This window comes from Streptomyces sulfonofaciens, from assembly GCF_014656295.1.
Classification (GTDB): domain Bacteria; phylum Actinomycetota; class Actinomycetes; order Streptomycetales; family Streptomycetaceae; genus Streptomyces; species Streptomyces sulfonofaciens.
Genome location: NZ_BNCD01000004.1, coordinates 240,721 through 257,883, shown reverse-complemented (window position 1 = coordinate 257,883; position 17,163 = coordinate 240,721). Strand labels below are relative to the sequence as shown.

14 protein-coding genes are annotated in these 17,163 nt (G+C 73.9%); 5 read left to right on the top strand and 9 right to left on the bottom strand.

The features are described from left to right. Nucleotides 1–611 precede the first annotated feature (611 nt). Nucleotides 612–1,814: an amino acid deaminase/aldolase gene (locus IE313_RS09220; protein WP_189930483.1), complete on the top strand. Its 1,203-nt coding sequence runs from the start codon at nucleotides 612–614 to the stop codon at nucleotides 1,812–1,814. A 98-nt stretch (nucleotides 1,815–1,912) separates the two neighbouring features. On the opposite strand, the gene IE313_RS09215 is transcribed toward IE313_RS09220, so the two are convergent. From IE313_RS09215 to IE313_RS09200, 4 genes are all read right to left on the bottom strand, one after another. Then, the gene (locus IE313_RS09215; protein ID WP_189930482.1) at nucleotides 1,913–2,848 is read right to left on the bottom strand and encodes a DUF2510 domain-containing protein; all 936 of its coding nucleotides are present in this window, start codon (nucleotides 2,846–2,848) and stop codon (nucleotides 1,913–1,915) included. A gap of 130 nt (nucleotides 2,849–2,978) precedes the next feature. Beyond that, nucleotides 2,979–3,773 carry a 3-oxoacyl-ACP reductase gene (locus IE313_RS09210; protein WP_189930481.1) on the bottom strand — a complete coding sequence of 265 codons (795 nt, stop codon included), beginning with the start codon at nucleotides 3,771–3,773 and terminating at the stop codon, nucleotides 2,979–2,981. A 5-nt stretch (nucleotides 3,774–3,778) separates the two neighbouring features. Continuing rightward, nucleotides 3,779–5,203, bottom strand: a complete 1,425-nt coding sequence (locus tag IE313_RS09205; RefSeq protein WP_268256691.1) for an aldehyde dehydrogenase family protein — start codon at nucleotides 5,201–5,203, stop codon at nucleotides 3,779–3,781. An 8-nt stretch (nucleotides 5,204–5,211) separates the two neighbouring features. Next, a complete protein-coding gene (locus IE313_RS09200; protein ID WP_189930480.1) occupies nucleotides 5,212–6,579 on the bottom strand; it encodes a glutamine synthetase family protein in 1,368 nt (455 codons plus the stop codon). Nucleotides 6,580–6,653: 74 nt separating this feature from the next. Here IE313_RS09200 and IE313_RS09195 point away from each other — a divergent pair, with 74 nt between their 5' ends. Next, nucleotides 6,654–7,433: a FadR/GntR family transcriptional regulator gene (locus tag IE313_RS09195; protein WP_189930479.1), complete on the top strand. Its 780-nt coding sequence runs from the start codon at nucleotides 6,654–6,656 to the stop codon at nucleotides 7,431–7,433. 167 nt (nucleotides 7,434–7,600) lie between these two features. Further along, nucleotides 7,601–8,293 (top strand): gamma-glutamyl-gamma-aminobutyrate hydrolase family protein, encoded by a 693-nt coding sequence (locus tag IE313_RS09190; protein WP_189930478.1) that lies wholly within the window; start codon nucleotides 7,601–7,603, stop codon nucleotides 8,291–8,293. On the opposite strand, the gene IE313_RS09185 is transcribed toward IE313_RS09190, so the two are convergent. The 4 genes from IE313_RS09185 to IE313_RS09170 form a co-directional block, all read right to left on the bottom strand. Continuing rightward, the gene (locus IE313_RS09185; RefSeq protein ID WP_189930477.1) at nucleotides 8,250–9,230 is read right to left on the bottom strand and encodes an aminoglycoside phosphotransferase family protein; all 981 of its coding nucleotides are present in this window, start codon (nucleotides 9,228–9,230) and stop codon (nucleotides 8,250–8,252) included. The genes IE313_RS09190 and IE313_RS09185 overlap by 44 nt on opposite strands. Nucleotides 9,231–9,594: 364 nt before the next feature. Then, complete coding sequence (locus tag IE313_RS09180; RefSeq protein WP_189930476.1) at nucleotides 9,595–10,164, bottom strand: helix-turn-helix domain-containing protein; 570 nt, start codon at nucleotides 10,162–10,164, stop codon at nucleotides 9,595–9,597. Nucleotides 10,165–10,486: 322 nt separating this feature from the next. Beyond that, nucleotides 10,487–13,105: an ABC transporter permease/substrate binding protein gene (locus tag IE313_RS09175; protein ID WP_189930475.1), complete on the bottom strand. Its 2,619-nt coding sequence runs from the start codon at nucleotides 13,103–13,105 to the stop codon at nucleotides 10,487–10,489. Beyond that, nucleotides 13,098–14,255, bottom strand: coding sequence for a quaternary amine ABC transporter ATP-binding protein (locus tag IE313_RS09170; protein WP_189930474.1), 1,158 nt, complete (start codon nucleotides 14,253–14,255; stop codon nucleotides 13,098–13,100). Before IE313_RS09170 ends, IE313_RS09175 begins: the two co-directional genes overlap by 8 nt. A gap of 372 nt (nucleotides 14,256–14,627) precedes the next feature. Here IE313_RS09170 and IE313_RS09165 point away from each other — a divergent pair, with 372 nt between their 5' ends. Both IE313_RS09165 and IE313_RS09160 read left to right on the top strand, forming a co-directional pair. After that, nucleotides 14,628–15,590, top strand: coding sequence for a 5'-3' exonuclease (locus IE313_RS09165; protein WP_189930473.1), 963 nt, complete (start codon nucleotides 14,628–14,630; stop codon nucleotides 15,588–15,590). A 41-nt stretch (nucleotides 15,591–15,631) separates the two neighbouring features. Continuing rightward, a complete protein-coding gene (locus IE313_RS09160) occupies nucleotides 15,632–16,474 on the top strand; it encodes a siderophore-interacting protein (RefSeq protein WP_189930472.1) in 843 nt (280 codons plus the stop codon). A 169-nt stretch (nucleotides 16,475–16,643) separates the two neighbouring features. On the opposite strand, the gene IE313_RS09155 is transcribed toward IE313_RS09160, so the two are convergent. Further along, on the bottom strand, nucleotides 16,644–17,132 hold the full coding sequence (locus IE313_RS09155; protein WP_229924491.1) for a cupin domain-containing protein: 489 nt from the start codon (nucleotides 17,130–17,132) through the stop codon (nucleotides 16,644–16,646). Nucleotides 17,133–17,163 lie beyond the last annotated feature (31 nt).

Here is a 17,163-nt window from a genome sequence, read left to right as displayed (position 1 = left end):
AGGGGGAACGGGGGCCGCGGCCGGAGGGGCGTGAACGGCACCGGAGGGAGCCCTGGAGGGGGTCGCCCCTGCGACGGGCGCACCCGGTGCGGGGGCGGGCACGGTCGCCGGGCCGCCTTCGGAGGGCGCCGCGGGAGCGCCCGCGGCGGATGCCGCCGACGGCGCGGGCGGCGTGTCGGGGAGGCGGGCGGACGCCGGGGGCGGAGGTGGCTCGGCCGGTCCCGGGGGCGGCTGCGGCGGTCCCGGGGGCGGGTCCTGTGCGGGCGGGGCCGCGGGGCGCCGCGGATGGGCAGAGCGCTGCGCTTCCGTACTCATGCGCCCCCCGCTTCCTCGTACCGGCAGCAGCCCCGGTGTTCGCCGCCCTGGCGCGGAAACCCGGCGTACGCCGTTCGGAACACGGCCGTCCCTCCCCGCGTGCGCGTCACTTTACGGGCTGATGAGGGTGCGGCGAGAACCGGTCCGCAGGCCAGAGTTGATCTGTCCGTATCATCCCGTGCCCTCCCCGGATCCGGCCCAACCCCTCCGCAATCCCTCCCCGTCAACGGCCCGCCGGCAACCTCGTGCGCGCTGCGCCCCTATCCGCGGCCGACCCGCTCTGGCAGGCTGCGGTCATGACAGCCCCGTCTGCCGACCGCGCCCGGTACGACCGGGCCACCGCCCACCTCGACGCGCCGCTCGCCCTGGTGGACCTGGCCGCCTTCGACGCCAACGCGTCCGACCTCGTGCGGCGTGCGGGCGGCAAGCCGATCCGGGTGGCCAGCAAGTCCGTGCGCTGCCGTGCGCTGCTGGAGCGGGTGCTGGCGAGGGACGGGTTCCGCGGGATCATGGCCTTCACGCTGGCCGAGTCCCTCTGGCTGGCCAGGTCCGGCTTCGACGACGTCCTGCTCGCCTACCCCTCTGCGGACCGCCGCGGCTACGCCGAGCTGGCCGACGATCCGAAGCTCGCGGCGGCCGTCACCGTGATGATCGACGACCCCGCCCAGCTACGGCTGATCGACGGGGCGCGCGGGGGCGGCCGGGAGACCATCCGGGTCTGTCTGGAACTCGACACGTCGCTGCGCCTGTTCGGCGGCCGTGTCCGGGTGGGCGCCCGCCGCTCGCCGCTGCACTCGCCGGCGTCGCTCGCCGAGGTGGCCCGGTCGGTGGTGCGGCGGCCCGGGTTCCGGCTGGTGGGCGTGATGGGGTACGAGGGGCACGTGGCGGGCGTCGGCGACCGGGTGCAGGGGCGGCCCGTGCGGTCGCGTGCGGTGCGGATGATGCAGATGGCAGCGCGCAGGGAACTCGCGGCGCGCCGGGCGGCGGCCGTGCACGCCGTGCGCGCGGTGGCGCCCGACCTGGAGTTCGTGAACGGCGGCGGCACCGGCAGCGTCCAGCACACCGCCGCGGAGGACGCGGTCACGGAGATCGCCGCGGGGTCGGGGCTGTACGTTCCGCGGCTGTTCGACGACTACACCTCCTTCCGGGGCCGTCCGGCCGCCCTCTTCGCACTGCCGGTGGTCCGCAGGCCGGGCGTGGGGGTGGTGACGGTGCTGGGGGGCGGCTATCCGGCCTCCGGCGCGGCGGGACGCGACCGGCTGCCGGTGCCCCATCTGCCCCAGGGCCTCGCGTACGACCCGCAGGAGGGGCCCGGCGAGGTGCAGACGCCGCTGCTCGGCTCGGCGGCCGACGACCTGCTGATCGGCGACAAGGTGTGGTTCCGGCACGCCAAGGCGGGCGAGCTGTGCGAGCGGTTCGACGTGCTGCACCTGGTCGAGGGCGACCGGGTGACGGGCACGGTGCCCACCTACCGGGGCGAGGGACACGCCTTCCTCTGACACGATGCCCGGGCCGGCCGGCGCGTGCGGCCCGCGTTCCGCCGCGCGGGGCCGGCCCCGCCCCGGGGCCGGTACCCGTCCCCCGCCGGTCACCGCGGTCAGCGCGAGGGGCCCAGGCCGCTGCCGGCCCCGCCGCCCGCCGCAGCGTCGTCCACCGACCGGATGCCCTTGGTGATCCTGTCCATGTCGGAGAGCGGCGGCCCCCCGGGACCGGCGTCGAAGGCGAACCGCACGCAGACCAGCGACTCGGTCCCGACGCTGGACGGGAAGACCAGCGATTCGACGTATCCACCGGGCCCGCTCCCGGTCCGCACCCGCCAGCGCACCATGTATCCGGCGCGCCCGGCGACCGCGACCGCGCCCTCCTTGAGCTCCTGGTGGCCGGTGATGCCGTCGAACGGGCGGTTGTCCAGTGCGTCGCGGTCGTAGAAGTGGTCGGCGGCATCGGAGATGTCGGCCTTCGCCACCGCCTTCGGTGACGTCTCGTCGTTGCCGGTGACGGTGCTGGAGCCGACCTTGCCGTGGCGGCACAGACCGGGGTCCCCGGGGCAGTCGTAGGTGCCGGGGGTGGTGAGCATGAGGGTGTCCTCGACGCTGTCCTCGGACTTGGTCCAGCCGGCGAGCACCGGCAGCGTGATGCCGTTGAGGTCGTCGGCGACCACGGAGGGGTCGGTGCGGGAGGGCGAGGGGGACGCGGAGCCGGGCGCGGTCGGACCGGGGGCCCCGGTGGCGGGCGGCGCGGAGGACGCGCCCCCGGCAGCCGGCGCTGCGCCGTCCTTCCCGCCGCCGAGTACGGTCACGCCGGTGACCACCGCCGCGACCACGACCAGCGCAGAGACGGCGAGCGCGACGGCCTTGCCGCGTCCGGGGCGGCGGCCCGGGGCCGGCCGGGCGGGGCCGAACCCCACCGGGACCGTCGCCGGCGCGGGCGGCTGTGCCCTGCGGTGCTCGGTCCAGGCCGACCCGTCCCACCATCGCTGCGAGGCGGGGGCCGAAGGATCGGGGTACCAGCCGGGCAGCGGCGTCATGCTCATGCCCGGAACTGTAGAACACGGGCCGGGGCACCGGGCCGGACCGAGCGGCCCATGGGCACGGTCGTCCCGGTCGGGCGCCGGGCCTCGTGCCCCGGCCGGCTCCGGCTGGGCGCCCCGGCCCGGGCGCCGGCTACAGCGGCGTGACGTACGCGCCCGAGATGCCCCCGTCGACGACGAAGTCCGTGGCGTTCACGAACGAGGCGTCGTCGCTGGCGAGGAAGGCGACCGCGGCGGCGATCTCGGTGGCCTCGGCGAACCGTCCCAGCGGGATGTGCACCAGGCGCCGCGCGGCCCGCTCGGGGTCCTTGGCGAACAGTTCCTGGAGCAGGGGGGTGTTCACCGGCCCCGGGCAGAGCGCGTTCACCCGGATGCCCTCGCGGGCGAACTGCACGCCCAGCTCCCGTGACATGGCGAGGACGCCGCCCTTGGACGCGGTGTACGAGATCTGCGAGGTCGCGGCGCCCATGAGGGCCACGAACGAGGCGGTGTTGATGATGGAGCCGCGCCGCTGGCGGCGCATGTAGGGCAGCGCGGCCTTGCAGCACAGATAGACGGAGGTGAGGTTGACCTCCTGGACCCGCCGCCACGCGTCGAGTCCGGTCTCCAGGATCGAGTCGTCCTCGGGCGGCGAGATGCCCGCGTTGTTGAAGGCGATGTCGACGGAGCCGTAGGTGTCGTCGGCGGCCCGGAACAGCGCCTCGACCTGTTCGGCGTCGGTGACGTCCGCCCGCACGAAGACCCCGCCGGTCTCCTGGGCGGCGGCCTTGCCGGCCCGCTCGTCGATGTCGCCGCACACCACGTGCGCGCCTTCCGAGGCGAGCCGCCGTGCGGTGGCGAGCCCGATGCCGCTGCCGGCGCCGGTGACGACGGCGGTGCGGCCCACCAGGCGGCGGCAGAGGTTCTGTTCTGTCGTGTTGTCCGGCATGGGCGTCAGGCCTCCGTGGCGATGAAGACGTTCTTGGTCTCGGTGAAGGCGGCGAGCGCGTCGGGCCCGAGCTCGCGCCCGAGGCCCGACTGCCGGAAGCCGCCGAACGGGGTCCAGTAGCGCACGCTGGAGTGGGAGTTGACGGAGAGGTTCCCGGCGGCGACCGCGGACGACATGCGCAGCGCACGCCCCACGTCCCGGGTCCAGATGGAGCCCGACAGGCCGTAGGGCGTGGCGTTGGCGAGACGTACCGCGTCGGCCTCGTCGTCGAAGGGGACGACCACCGCGACGGGGCCGAAGACCTCCTCGCAGGCGACCGGAGCGTCGGGGTCGGCGTCGGTGAGGACGGTGGGCGGGAACCAGTAGCCGGGGCCGTCGGGGGCGCTGCCGCGGATGGCCGCCGCGCCGGCCGGCAGATAGCCGCGCACCCGCTCCCGCTGGGTGGCGGAGATCAGCGGGCCCATCTGGGTGTCCTCGTGCGCCGGATCGCCGACGGTGACGGCGGCGACGGCCGGTGCGAGCAGTTCCAGGAAGCGGTCGTGGACGGAGCGCTGGACGAGGATGCGGGTGCGGGCGCAGCAGTCCTGTCCCGCGTTGTCGAGGAACGCCATGGGGGCGGTGGCGGCGGCCTGCTCCACGTCGGCGTCCGCGAAGACGATGTTCGGGCTCTTGCCGCCGAGTTCCAGGGTGAGCCGCTTCACCTGGGCGGCGCAGCGGGCCATGATCTGCTTGCCGACCCGGGTGGAGCCGGTGAAGACGATCTTCGCGACGCCCGGGTGCTCCACCAGCGCGGTGCCCGCCACGTCCCCGGTGCCGGGCAGCACCTGGAAGAGGTGCTCGGGAAGGCCGGCGTCCAGGGCGAGTTCCGCGAGCCGCAGGGCCGTCAGCGGGGTGGTCTCGGCGGGTTTGAGCAGCACGGCGTTGCCGGCGGCGAGCGCCGGTGCGGTGCCCCACGCGGCGATGGGCATCGGGAAGTTCCACGGGGCGATGACACCGACCACGCCGAGGGGTTCGAGGAGCGTGATGTCGACACCGCCCGGCACCGGGATCTGGCGGCCGGTCAGGCGTTCCACTCCCCCGGCCGCGTAGTCGAGCAGGTCGCGGACGTTGCCGGCCTCCCAGCGGGCGTTGCCGACGACGTGGCCGGCCTCCCTGACCTCCAGGCGGGCCAGTTCCTCGCGGTGGTCGTCGACCACGGCGGCGAAGCGCCGCAGCAGTCGGGCGCGGTCACCGGGCGCGAGGGCCGCCCAGGTCCGCTGGGCGGCGGTGGCCCGGGCGACGGCGGCGCCCACGTCCTTGGCGGTGGCGGCGGGGACGGTGGCGATGACCTCCTCGGTGGCGGGATTGCGTACGAGGAGTTCCTGCGGCTTCGCGCCGGGCCCCGGTGCGGCGGCGGGGCCGGCTGGTGCGGTGGCGGCGGTCTCGGGCACGGGCGGCCTCACATGCGTTCGAAGGAGCGGCGCAGCTCCCAGTCGGTGACCGCGGCGTCGAAGGCGTCCAGCTCGACGCGGGCCATGGTGCTGTAGTGCGCGACCACCTCGTCACCGAAGGCGGCCCGGGCCAGGGCGCTGTCCGCCCAGAGCCCGGCGGCCTCGCGCAGGGTGGTGGGCACGTGCTGGAGGCCCTCGGCGGCGTAGGCGTTGCCGGGGCAGGCCGGGGGCAGTTCGAGGCGTTCCTGCACGCCGTGCAGGCCCGCGGCGATCATCGCGGCGACGGCCAGGTAGGGGTTGACGTCACCGCCGGGCAGCCGGTTCTCGAAGCGCAGCGAGCGGCCGTGGCCGACGACCCGCAGCGCGCAGGTGCGGTTGTCCGCTCCCCAGGCGACCGCGGTGGGCGCGAAGGAGCCGGGCTGGAAGCGCTTGTAGGAGTTGATGCCCGGGGCGTACAGCAGCGCGAACTCACGCAGGGCGGCGAGCTGGCCGGCCAGGAAGTGGCGCATCAGCGCGGACATGCCGCCCTCCCCGTCACCGGGCATGGCGCTCGTGCCGTCCTCGCCGGTGAGCGAGAGGTGGATATGGCAGGAGTTGCCCTCGCGTTCGTTGTACTTCGCCATGAAGGTGAGCGCCTTGCCCTCCTGGGCGGCGATCTCCTTGGCCCCGGTCTTGTAGACGGCGTGCTGGTCACAGGTCCGCAGCGCGTCCGCGTAGCGGAAGACGATCTCGTGCTGGCCGGGATTGCACTCGCCCTTGGCGGACTCCACGGCCAGGCCGGCGCCCTCCATCTCGTTGCGGATCCGGCGCAGCAGGGGTTCGATGCGGCCGGTGCCGAGGATGGAGTAGTCGACGTTGTACTGGTTGACCGGGGTGAGGCCGCGGTAGTGGGCGTCCCAGGCCTGCTCGTAGGTGTCCTTGAAGACGATGAACTCCAGCTCGGTGCCCACCTGGGCGGTCAGGCCGTGCGCGGCGAGGCGCTCGATCTGGCGGCGCAGTATCTGGCGCGGGGCGGCGGCCACCGGGGAGCCGTCCGCCCAGGCGAGGTCGGCGAGCAGCAGCGCGGTGCCCTCCTGCCAGGGCACCCGGCGCAGTGTGGCGGTGTCCGGGTGCAGCGCGAAGTCGCCGTAGCCGCGGTCCCAGGAGGACATCGCGTACCCGTCGACGGTGTTCATCTCGGTGTCGACGGCGAGCAGATAGGCGCAGCCCTCCGTGCCGTGCCGCAGCACCTCGTCCAGGAAGAAGCGCGCGGCGAACCGCTTGCCCTGGAGGCGGCCCTGCATGTCGGGGAAGGCCAGCACGACGGTGTCGATGTCGCCGCCCGCGACCAGGGCTGTCAGCTCCTCGACGGTGAGGGGTGGGGTGCGCTCTGCCACGGGGAGGCCTCCTTCGGTCAGCCGCCCCATAAGGTATTGCTGTAGACCTTTGCTTGGGAAGGGGGCGGAGGCGCATGTCGGGGAGCGGGGCGGGCGGTCCGCGCACGGGCCGGCACGATCCGGCGGGCGGTGGCGCGTTCCCGTGCGCCGGCGACCTGGCCGCCGTGTTGCGCCCCGTGCGCGCGGGCAACGGCTTCGAGGAGGCGCTGGAGCAGGTCCTGCAGCTCGTGCGGCTCGGGCTGGTGCCCGCGGGCGGGCGGCTGCCGTCGGAACGCGACCTGGCCGGCCGGCTCGGCATCAGCCGGGTCACGCTGCGCGAGGTGCTGAAGGTGCTCCAGGAGCAGGGCCTGGTCGAGTCGCGGCGCGGCCGCTACGGCGGGACGTTCGTGCTGCCCGGCACCCGGGCGACGGGCGAGGACGAGCTGCGGCGGCGGATCGGCGCCGTGGACGTGGAGGACGTGCTGCGCTTCCGCGCGGTGCTGGAGACCGGGGCGGCGGAGCTGTGCGCGGCGCACGGCCTGGCGGAGCCGGACGCCGGGCGGCTGCGCACCGCGCTCGCGCGCACCCATGACGCGCCGCTGGCCGAGTACCGCCGTCAGGACACGCTGCTCCACCTCACCCTGGCCGAGCTGTCCGGCTCACCGACGCTCGCGGGCCGGTACGCGGCCGTCCGCGCGACCCTCAACGACCTGCTGGACTGCATCCCGCTGCTGGTGCGCAACCTGGAGCACTCCCAGCGCCAGCACACCGCCGTGGTGCGGGCCGTGCTGGACGGCGACGCCGAGGGGGCGCGCGCGGCGATGCGGGAGCACTGCGCGGGCACGGCGGCGCTGCTGCGGGGGTTTCTGGCCTGAGCGGGCGAGGGACCGCGCCCGCTGCGGGGCTCGGTGTTCGGGGTTCGACGGGGGGCCAAAGGTATGGAACGATTCCATTGGGGACCGCCCTGGCCGGTTGCACGGCCGGCGGTCCGGCAGCCGGCGGGTGCCGCCCGATCGGCCCCGGCAGCGCGGAGGAGGACCGGATGGGCATGCCCCTGATCGGCGTCAGCACGTATCTGGAGTCCGAGACGCGCTGGGGGGCGTGGACGCTGCCCGCGGTGCTGCTGCCGGACGGCTACCGGAGGCTGGTCCAGGCGGCCGGCGGTATCGCCGCCCTCCTCCCACCGGACTCCCCGGACCGTGCCGCCGCGGCGGTCGAGCGGCTGGACGGGCTCGTCATCGCCGGCGGCCCGGACGTCGACCCCGAGCGGTACGGCGCCGAGCGCGACCCGCGCACCGGCCCGCCCGCCCACGAGCGGGACGCCTGGGAGCTCGCGCTGATCGACGCGGCCCTCGCCGCCGGCACACCGCTGCTCGCGATCTGCCGCGGCATGCAGTTGCTGAACGTCGCACTCGGCGGCACCCTCGTCCAGCACCTCGACGGACACGCGGGCCGGCCCGGCGTCTTCGGCACACACCCGGTGGTCCCGGTGCCCGGCACCCGGTACGCGGGCATCGTCCCCGAGGAGACCGGCGTCCCGGTCTTCCACCACCAGGCCCTCGACCGGCTCGGCAGGGGCCTGGTGGTCGGCGCCCGCGCCGCGGACGGCACCGTCGAGTCCGTGGAGCTGCCCGGCGGGCCCTGGGTGCTCGGCGTGCAGTGGCATCCGGAGATGGGCGACGACCTGCGCGTCATGCAAGGCCTGGTACGGGCCGCTGCGCCAGTCGCGTCCTGAGCCAGCCGAGCGCGGCCACGCCCTGCGCGTACTGGAAGGCGCGCACGGTGGGCAGCCCCGGCGGAGGCGGTCTGCGGGCGTGCTCGACGAAGTAGCCCGCGAGGGCGGCCAGCACCGCCGTCACCCCCGCCGGATCCGCGTCCCTGCCGAGCGGGTGGGAGGTGAAGACCTCCTCGGGCGCCGGTCCGCCCTGCGCGCGTACGCAGGGCAGCATCGTCAGCAGGTCGAACCACGGCGCGGCGAGCGACGCGTGCGGCCAGTCGACGAAGATCACGCCGCCGTCGGCAGTGAGGAGGATGTTGTCGGCCCTCAGATCGCCGTGCGTGAGGGTGTCGCCGGCGGCGTGCTCCGCCCAGGGCGCGCTCAGCTCGGCCAGCCGCGGCAGGTGGTGCGCCACCCAGGGGTCGAGGCCCCGGGTGGCCCCGCTCGCGAGCATCCGCTGCCACCCGGAGAACCCGTCCGCCAGGCGCACCGCCACGGGCGGCGCGTCGACGGGTGAGGGGGTCAGTGTGCCGGCCAGGTCGTGCACGGCGGAAAGGACGCGGCCCAGTTCGTCGGCGCGCCAGGGCACGTGCGGCTGGTGGCCGGGGACGTCCTCGAAGACGAGGACGACCCAGGTGCCGTCGTCGTAGGAGCCCAGCAGCCGGGGCGCGGCCACCCGGGCCGGCAGCGCGGCCGCGTGGCGGGCCTCGGCGCGGTGCATGCCGGGCGCGTCCGCGTTCGCCTCGGTGCTGACCGCCTTCACGAAGGCACGGCGGCCGTCCGCCGTGCCGACCCGCGCGGCCACACCGGGTGAGAAGCCGCCGCGCTGGGTGGTCGCGGTCGCCACCGCGCCGCCGAGCATCGCCGCGACGGCATCGTGGACACGCCCGGGGAGACGCTCCCAGGGGGTGCGTGCGCCGACGGCGGGCGGGGCATCGGTGGAAAAGGGGGGCATGACAGCATCGTCCGTGCTCCGGGGCCCCGGCGCCACTCGATTGAGCCGTGCCCGCACTCCTGCCGACCGCCCGCGGTTGCCCTCCTGACCTGCCCGTACGACGGACCGTGACCGAAATCGCCAGGTCCTGGAGCCGGCCCGGTGGGCGGGCGGGGCCCGGCGCGGACTGCTCGGGCGCCCTCGCCCGTACGCAGCAGCGGGTGCGGCCGTACGGCGCCGTCGGCACCGGAAGGGTGCGCCTCGCCGGGTGAGCGGGAGGTCACCCCGCGGGGCACCCGGGGGGCTCCCGCCCGGCGGGGCATCCGAAGCGGGGCGCGGCGCGGACGGGGCGCGCCGGGGTCGGGCGGGGCGGTGGGCGCGGACCTCAGCGCCTGTCCTCCACCGCGTCGATGTGGTCGGCGAGCGCCACCACCACGATCCGGGTGTCCGGTTCGGTCGCGCGCCACCGGTGCCGCACGCCACCGGTCATGTACAGGGTGTCGCCGCGGCCGAGCCGGTAGGCGCTGCCCTCCGCCTCGACCTCCGCGGCGCCGTCCGCCACGTAGAGCAGCTCGTCGTTGCGGTGCTGGAACTCGCGGCCCGCGTCGTGGTCGCCGGTGAACTCCATCGCCTGGAGGTGGTGGTGGCCGCGCACCAGTTGCCGCACCAGGGCGCCCTTCGGCAGGCCCTGGTGCAGGCCCTGGTCGTCGGCGCGCACCACGTCCACGCTGCGTGCCGGATCGGCCGCGGCGAGCAGTTCCACGGCGGTGGTGCACAGGGCGTCGGCGACCTTCTCCAGCGAGCGCGTGCTGGGCCTGGCCCGCTCGTTCTCGACCTGGCTGAGGAAGGGCACCGACAGACCGCTGCGCTCGGCGACGACGGCGAGGGTGAGCTCCAGGGCCCTGCGCCGCCTCCGGACGGCCGCGCCAACCCGCGGTGTCTCTTTGTCGTCCATCGCTCCGGCTCCCTCCCGTGCGTGGTGTCCGCCGTGCGTAGGTGCTCAAGTCTCCATGGTCCCGCGCCTTCGGTCGTGCGTTCCGGTGGAAAGGCCCGTTCGTCGCGGTACGGAACGGCACGGTCCCGCCCTGTGAAGTTCTCTGCACCTTACGCACGTTCGGTAAACGGTTTCATCCTGTTGTGCCGTACGGCTGCCCACCACCCTCTTGTGGGGTTCCCAGCGGGGCCGCGGGCATGGGACCGGACACGGCGAAGGGGTGGATCCCGCGTGCTGCGGGATCCACCCCTTCGCCGTGTCCGGTCCCCGGGGGCCCGGCCCGTCAGCCGACCGGCGCGAGCCTGTCCTCCATGCCCGGGTGGGCGTCCAGCCAGTGCCGGGCGGACTGCTTCTCGTTGCCCGCGCCGCCCTTCTGGATCTCCACCTCCAGCGAGGCGAGCTCGCCCTCGCTGAGCTTGAAGTGCTTCAGCCAGCCGTCGAACTCCGGGAACTTCCTGTCGAAGCCCTTGTGGGCGACGATGTGGATCCGCTCGCCCTTGCCCCAGGCGCCCTTCGGGTCCGCCAGCTTCTTCAGGTCGTACTTGCCGTACGCCCAGTGCGGCGTCCACAGCGTGACGACGACCGGTTCCTTCTTCTCGATCGAACGGTCCAGCTCCGCCAGCATCGACGACGTGCTCGACGACACCACCTTGTACTCGCCGTCCAGCCCGTACGCCTTGAGGACCTTGTCGTTCAGGGTGGCCATCTCACCGGCACTCGCCTCGATACCGATGATCTTCCCGCCGAACGTACCGCTCTTCCCCTTCAGGTCCGCCAGCGAGTCCACACCCTTCACGTACGACGGCACCGTCAGCTCCAGGGACGTCGGCCCGTACCAGGAACCCACGTCGTCGAGGTTGTCCTTGTATCTGTCCCAGTACTGCTTGTGCGTGGTCGGCAGCCATGAGTCCAGTTGGACGTCCATGTCACCGCGGGACAACGCGGTGTACAGGGGACCCGGGTCGAGCTGCTTCACGTTCGTCCTGTAGCCGCGGTCCTCGAGGACGTTCTCCCAGAGGTAGGTGGAGGCGATCGCCTCGTCCCACGGGAAGTAGCCCAGGTTGACGGTCTTGCCCGCGTCCCTGCCCTGCTGGGCGCCCCCGCCGCCGGGTACCGGGGCGAGCTTGTCGACCAGGCCCGGGTTCTTCTTGAGCCAGGCCTTCACACCGTCCTGCTCATGGCCCTCGCCTGCGCCCTGGATCTCGTTCTCCAGGCTGGTGAGCTGCTGCTCGGTGAGCTTGAAGTGCTTCAGCCAGTTCGCCACCGTCGGGTCCTTGCGGGCGAAGCCCTTGTGGGCGACGGTGTGGATCTGCTCGCCCTTGCCCCAGGCGCCCTTCGGGTCCGCCAGCTTCTTCAGGTCGTACTTGCCGTACGCCCAGTGCGGCGACCAGAGGGTGACGACGATCGGTTCCTTCTTCTTGATCGAACGGTCCAGCTCCGCCAGCATCGACGACGTGCTCGACGACACCACCTTGTACTCGCCGTCCAGCCCGTACGCCTTGAGGACCTTGTCGTTCAGGGTGGCCATCTCACCGGCACTCGCCTCGATACCGATGATCTTCCCGCCGAACGTACCGCTCTTCCCCTTCAGGTCCGCCAGCGAGTCCACACCCTTCACGTACGACGGCACCGTCAGCTCCAGGGACGTCGGCCCGTACCAGCCGCCCAGGTCGTCGAGCTGGCTGCGGTACTTGTCCCAGTACGCCTTGTGGGTGGTGGGCAGCCAGGCGTCCGTCTGGAAGTCGATGTCACCGCGCGCCACCCCCGAGTAGAGCGGGCCCGCGTCGAGCTGCTTGAGGTTGGTCGTGTAGCCGCGCTGCTCCAGCAGCTCCTTCCAGAGGAAGGTGGTGGCGATGCCCTCGTCCCACGGGATGTAGCCCATGTTGACGGTCTTGCCCGCCCCGACCTTCGCGCCGGCCCGGGCGCCGCCGCCCTGGGAGTCGGCCAGGTTGAGGCCGCCCGCGACCAGCGCGAGGACCACCACGCCGACCAGCGCGACCGCGGTGCCCGGCTTGTAGTGGGCGAACCTGAAGCGGCGCACCGCTGCGGCCGCCTTCGCCGCGGCCCTGCGGCCGAGGGGCGACACGCGCTGGTTCAGCGCGCCCGTCATCCGGTCCAGGTACATGGCGAGGATGACCACCGCGACGCCGCTCTCGGCGGCCAGGCCGACCTGGAGCTGGGTGATCGCCGCGTAGACCTTCTCGCCGAGGCCGCCCGCGCCCGCCATTCCGCCGATGACGACCATGGACAGCGCCAGCATGATGACCTGGTTGACACCGGCCATGATCGTCGGCAGGGCCAGCGGTAGCTGGACCCGGGTGAGGGTGTCACGGGGGCTGGTGCCGAAGGCGTCGGCCGCCTCCACCAGTTCCTCGTCGACCTGGCGGATGCCGAGCTCGGTCATCCGCACGCCGGGCGGCATCGCGAAGACGATGGTGGCGATGATGCCCGGCGTGGTGCCCACGCCGAAGAACATCACGCCCGGGATCAGGTACACGAACGCCGGCATGGTCTGCATCACGTCGAGCACCGGCCGTACCGCGGCGCTCACCCGGCTGTTGCGGGCCGCCCACACACCCACCGGCACGGCGATCACGACCGTGATCACGGCGGCGACGACGACCAGCGAGAGCGTGGACATCGCGTCGTCCCACAGGGCGAGCGAGTCGATCAGGGCGAACCCGACGAAGGCGAGCACACCGGGCAGCAGGCCGCGCAGCCAGAAGGCGATCACGGCCAGGATGCCGGCCATCAGCAGCGGCTCGCCGCCGCCGAGGACGGCGTCCACACCGTGGTACATGCCGTCCAGGACGGTCTTGATGAGGTCGAAGAGCCAGCTCAGGTGTGTCTGGAGCCAGTCGACGACGTCCTCGACCCAGTGGCCGAATTCGAGCCTAGGCACCCGCGGTCACCTTGCCCTGGGCGTCGTCGCCGCGTCCGCTCGGGGGCGCGGGCACCCCACCGGAGCCGTCGTGGGACTGGTCGTGGGCCATCGGCTCGCCGAGCACGGCCAGCAGCCTGGTGCGCGGCACCACGCCGGTGAGCTCGCCGTCCTCGCCGGTGACGGCGACGGCCGTGCCGCTGGTGGCGCACGGGGTGAACAGCTCGATGATGGGGGTGTCCTCGGTGACCGTGGCGGGCGCGGCGGCGAGCACGTCCTCGGGGGTGCGCAGCCGGGTGCCGTCCGCGGCGGTGCCGTAGGCGCTGTCGGGGTCGGCCATGATCGAGCCGGCGGTCAGCACCCGGGAGCGGTCGACGTCCTGGGTGAACGCGGCGACGTAGTCGTTGGCCGGGGTCACCAGGATGTCCTCGGCGGTGCCGATCTGGACGATCCGGCCGTCGCGCATGACGGCGATGCGGTCGCCGAGCCGCATGGCCTCGTTGAGGTCGTGGGTGATGAAGACGATGGTCTTCTTCAGCCGCTTCTGCAGCTCCAGGAGCTGATCCTGCATGTCGCGCCTGATCAGCGGGTCCAGCGCGCTGAAGGACTCGTCCATGAGCAGCAGGTCGGCGTCGGTCGCCAGCGCCCGGGCCAACCCGACGCGCTGCTGCATGCCGCCGGACAGCTCGTCCGGCCAGGACGCCTCCCACCCCGCGAGGCCCGCGAGGTCCAGCGCCTCCAGGGCGCGCCGCTCGCGCTCCGCGCGAGCGATGCCCTGCACCTCCAGGCCGTACGCGGCGTTCTCCAGGACGCTGCGGTGCGGGAAGAGGGCGAAGTGCTGGAAGACCATGCTGATCTGCCGTGAGCGGACCTCGCGCAGTTCCCTGGGGCCCAGCGCGGTGAGGTCCTGCCCGTCGAAGCGTACGTGTCCGGCCGTCGGCTCCAGCAGGCCGTTGAGCATGCGCAGCAGCGTGGACTTGCCGGATCCGGACAGGCCCATGACGACGAAGATCTCGCCCGGTTCGACCGTGAACGAGGCGTCGATCACCGCGGCGGTGGCGCCGTCGGCCCGCAGTTCATCCCGGCCTGCTCCGGCACGGAGTCTGCCCACCGCGCCCTCGGGTCGTCTGCCGAACACTTTGTACAGGTGCTCGGCTTGCAGCATGGACACATACACCTCTCGGTCGAACGAGGACGTCGGCCCGCCTCCCCCGCCTGCGGGCCATGGAGCGGCGCCGTCCGCGTGACCGGCCGGTTCCGTCGGGAAACGCGACCGGGTCCGCTCCGGATGCGCGCCTGCCCTCACTTAGGTGAAGCAAACACCCAAGTGGTGCAGTTCACAGTTCGTTCACTTCTGCCGGGTATGCCTCCGCTTCTGTGCAGGTGGCGGGCGGGGTGGCCGGCCGCGGCTGGCGCCCGTACGACGGACGGCAGGGCGGGCCGCGCCGGATGGGAGTGAGCGGCGGGCCGCGCCGGACCGGGGAGAGCGACGGGCCGCGCCCCGCGGGGTGAACGGCCGGCCGCGCCCCGCGCGGGGGCCGGGATGTCGGAGGGGTGCGGCATGATGCGGAGCGTGACTCAGCGAACGCGTCGGCTCATGCTGCTCGACACCGCCTCCCTGTACTTCCGGGCCTACTTCGGGGTCCCCGACTCGGTCCGCGCCCCGGACGGCACCCCGGTGAACGCGGTGCGCGGCCTGCTGGAGTTCATCGACCGCCTGGTGCGCGACCACCACCCGCACGCCCTGGTCGCCTGCATGGACGCGGACTGGCGCCCCGCCTGGCGGGTCGAGCTGATCCCCTCGTACAAGGCGCACCGGGTCGCCGCGGAGGTGCCGGGCGGGCCCGACGAGGAGGAGGTCCCCGACACCCTCTCGCCCCAGGTGCCGGTCATCGAGCAGGTGCTGGACGCACTCGGCATCGCGCGCGTCGGCGTCGAGGGCTACGAGGCGGACGACGTCATCGGCACCTTCACCGCCCGCGCCGGCGCACCTGTCGACATCGTCACGGGCGATCGCGACCTGTACCAGCTCGTCGACGACGCCCGCGGTGTGCGCGTCCTGTACCCGCTCAAGGGCGTCGGCTCGCTCCAGGTCACGGACGAGTCGCTGCTGCGCACGAAGTACGGGGTGGGCGGCGCCGGCTACGCGGACCTCGCACTGCTGCGCGGCGACCCCAGCGACGGGCTGCCCGGCGTGCCCGGCATCGGCGAGAAGACGGCCGCGAAGCTCCTCGCCGAGTTCGGCGACCTCGCCGGCATCCTCGCAGCGGTCCGCGATCCGGCGGCGAAGCTCACCCCGACCCAGCGCAGGCGGCTCACCGAGGCGGCCCCCTACCTCGCCGTGGCCCCGAAGGTGGTGCGCGTCGCCTCCGACGTGCCGCTGCCCGAGGTCGACACCGCCCTGCCGCACGAGCCCCGCGACCCTGCCCGGCTGGACGCCCTCGCGTCCCGCTGGGGCCTCGGCGGATCCCTGCGACGGCTACTGGCCACCCTCCAGGAGTGTTAACTTAGGCAAGCCTAAGCAACCATGGTCACTGGGAGGCCGAGATGGCTGAGCGTCCACCGCGCAAGGAACGTCCGGTCCGGCAGGCGCAGGTGCTGCGCGCCGAGCGGCTCACACCGCACATGCAGCGCGTGGTGCTGGGCGGTCCGCACCTCGCCGCCCTCCCCCTCGGGGAGTTCACCGACCACTACGTGAAGTTGTTGTTCGCCCCCGCGGGCGTGACCTATCCCGAGCCGTTCGACATGGCTCAGATCCGTGAGCGGCTGCCGCGTGAGCAGTGGCCGGTGACGCGCGCGTACACGGTCCGCTCCTGGGACCCGGCGGCGGGCGAGCTGACGATCGACTTCGTGGTGCACGGCGACGAGGGCGTCGCGGGCCCCTGGGCGCTGCACGCCCGGCCCGGCGACCTGGTGCGCTTCTTCGGTCCCGGTGGCGCGTACGCGCCGGACCCGGCGGCGGACTGGCACCTGCTGGCCGGGGACGAGAGCGCGCTGCCCGCGATCGCCGCCACGTTGGAGGCGCTGCCCGAGGGTGCCCGCGCCCTGGCCTTCGTGGAGGTCGCCGACGCCCGGGAGGAGCAGAAGATCGCGACCGGTGCCGAGGTCGTCTGGCTGCACCGCGGCGAGCGGCCCGTGGGCGAGGCGCTGCTCGCGGCCGTCCGCGGCCTCCACTTCCCCGCGGGCGTGCCGCACGCCTTCGTGCACGGCGAGGCAGGCTGGGTGAAGGAGCTGCGCCGCCATCTGCGCCTCGAACGGCAGGTGCCGCGCGAGCGGCTCTCCGTCTCCGGGTACTGGCGGCTCGGCCATGACGACGAGAGCTGGCGAGCCGCCAAGCGCGACTGGAACGCCCAGGTGGAGGCCGAACAGGAGAAGACGAGCGCCGCCTGAGCGCGACCGGTCCGGAGCACGGCCGGGCCCGGCCGGGGGCACCGGTTCCGGGTGCGGCCCCTCGGGCGGTGCGTCCGCGGGGCCGCGCTCCCTCGGGCCGTGCCCCCTCGGGCCGTGCCTCCGCGGGCCACGAGGCCGGGCCCGGCGGAGCGGCCGGGCCCGGGTGGACTCACTCCTGCGGCAGCAGTTGGAAGTCGTCGAAGGAGAAGCCGGGCGTGACCACACAGCTCACCAGTGCCTCCTGGGCGCCCGCGGGCCGGGCGCACTGCCAGTGCCCGGCCGGCACGAGGCCCTGGAGGCACTGACCGCTCGCGGTGTCGGGGCCCAGTACCAGCGTGGTCTCCTCGCCGGGCCGCTCCCCGTCACCCCCGAGCACCAGGTGCAGCGGCCCACCCCGGTGCCACAGCCACAGCTCCGCGGAGCGCAGCCGGTGCCAGCGGGACTCGTCGCCCGGCTCCAGCAGGAAGTGGATCGCGGTGGAGACGGCGCGTTCGCCCGGATATCCCTCGGGGCGCACCGTGATGTCACTGCGCCAGGTCTCCCGGTACCAGCCGCCTTCGGGGTGGCGCGCGAGGTCCAGCTCCTCGGCCGTCGCGGGTCGCCCGCCCGCCCCGTCTCCGGCCGGACCGCCCGTCGTGCCTGGTGTCGTCGGTGTCATCGGCGCCCCGTTCCTGGTCGCGTCGTGTGCC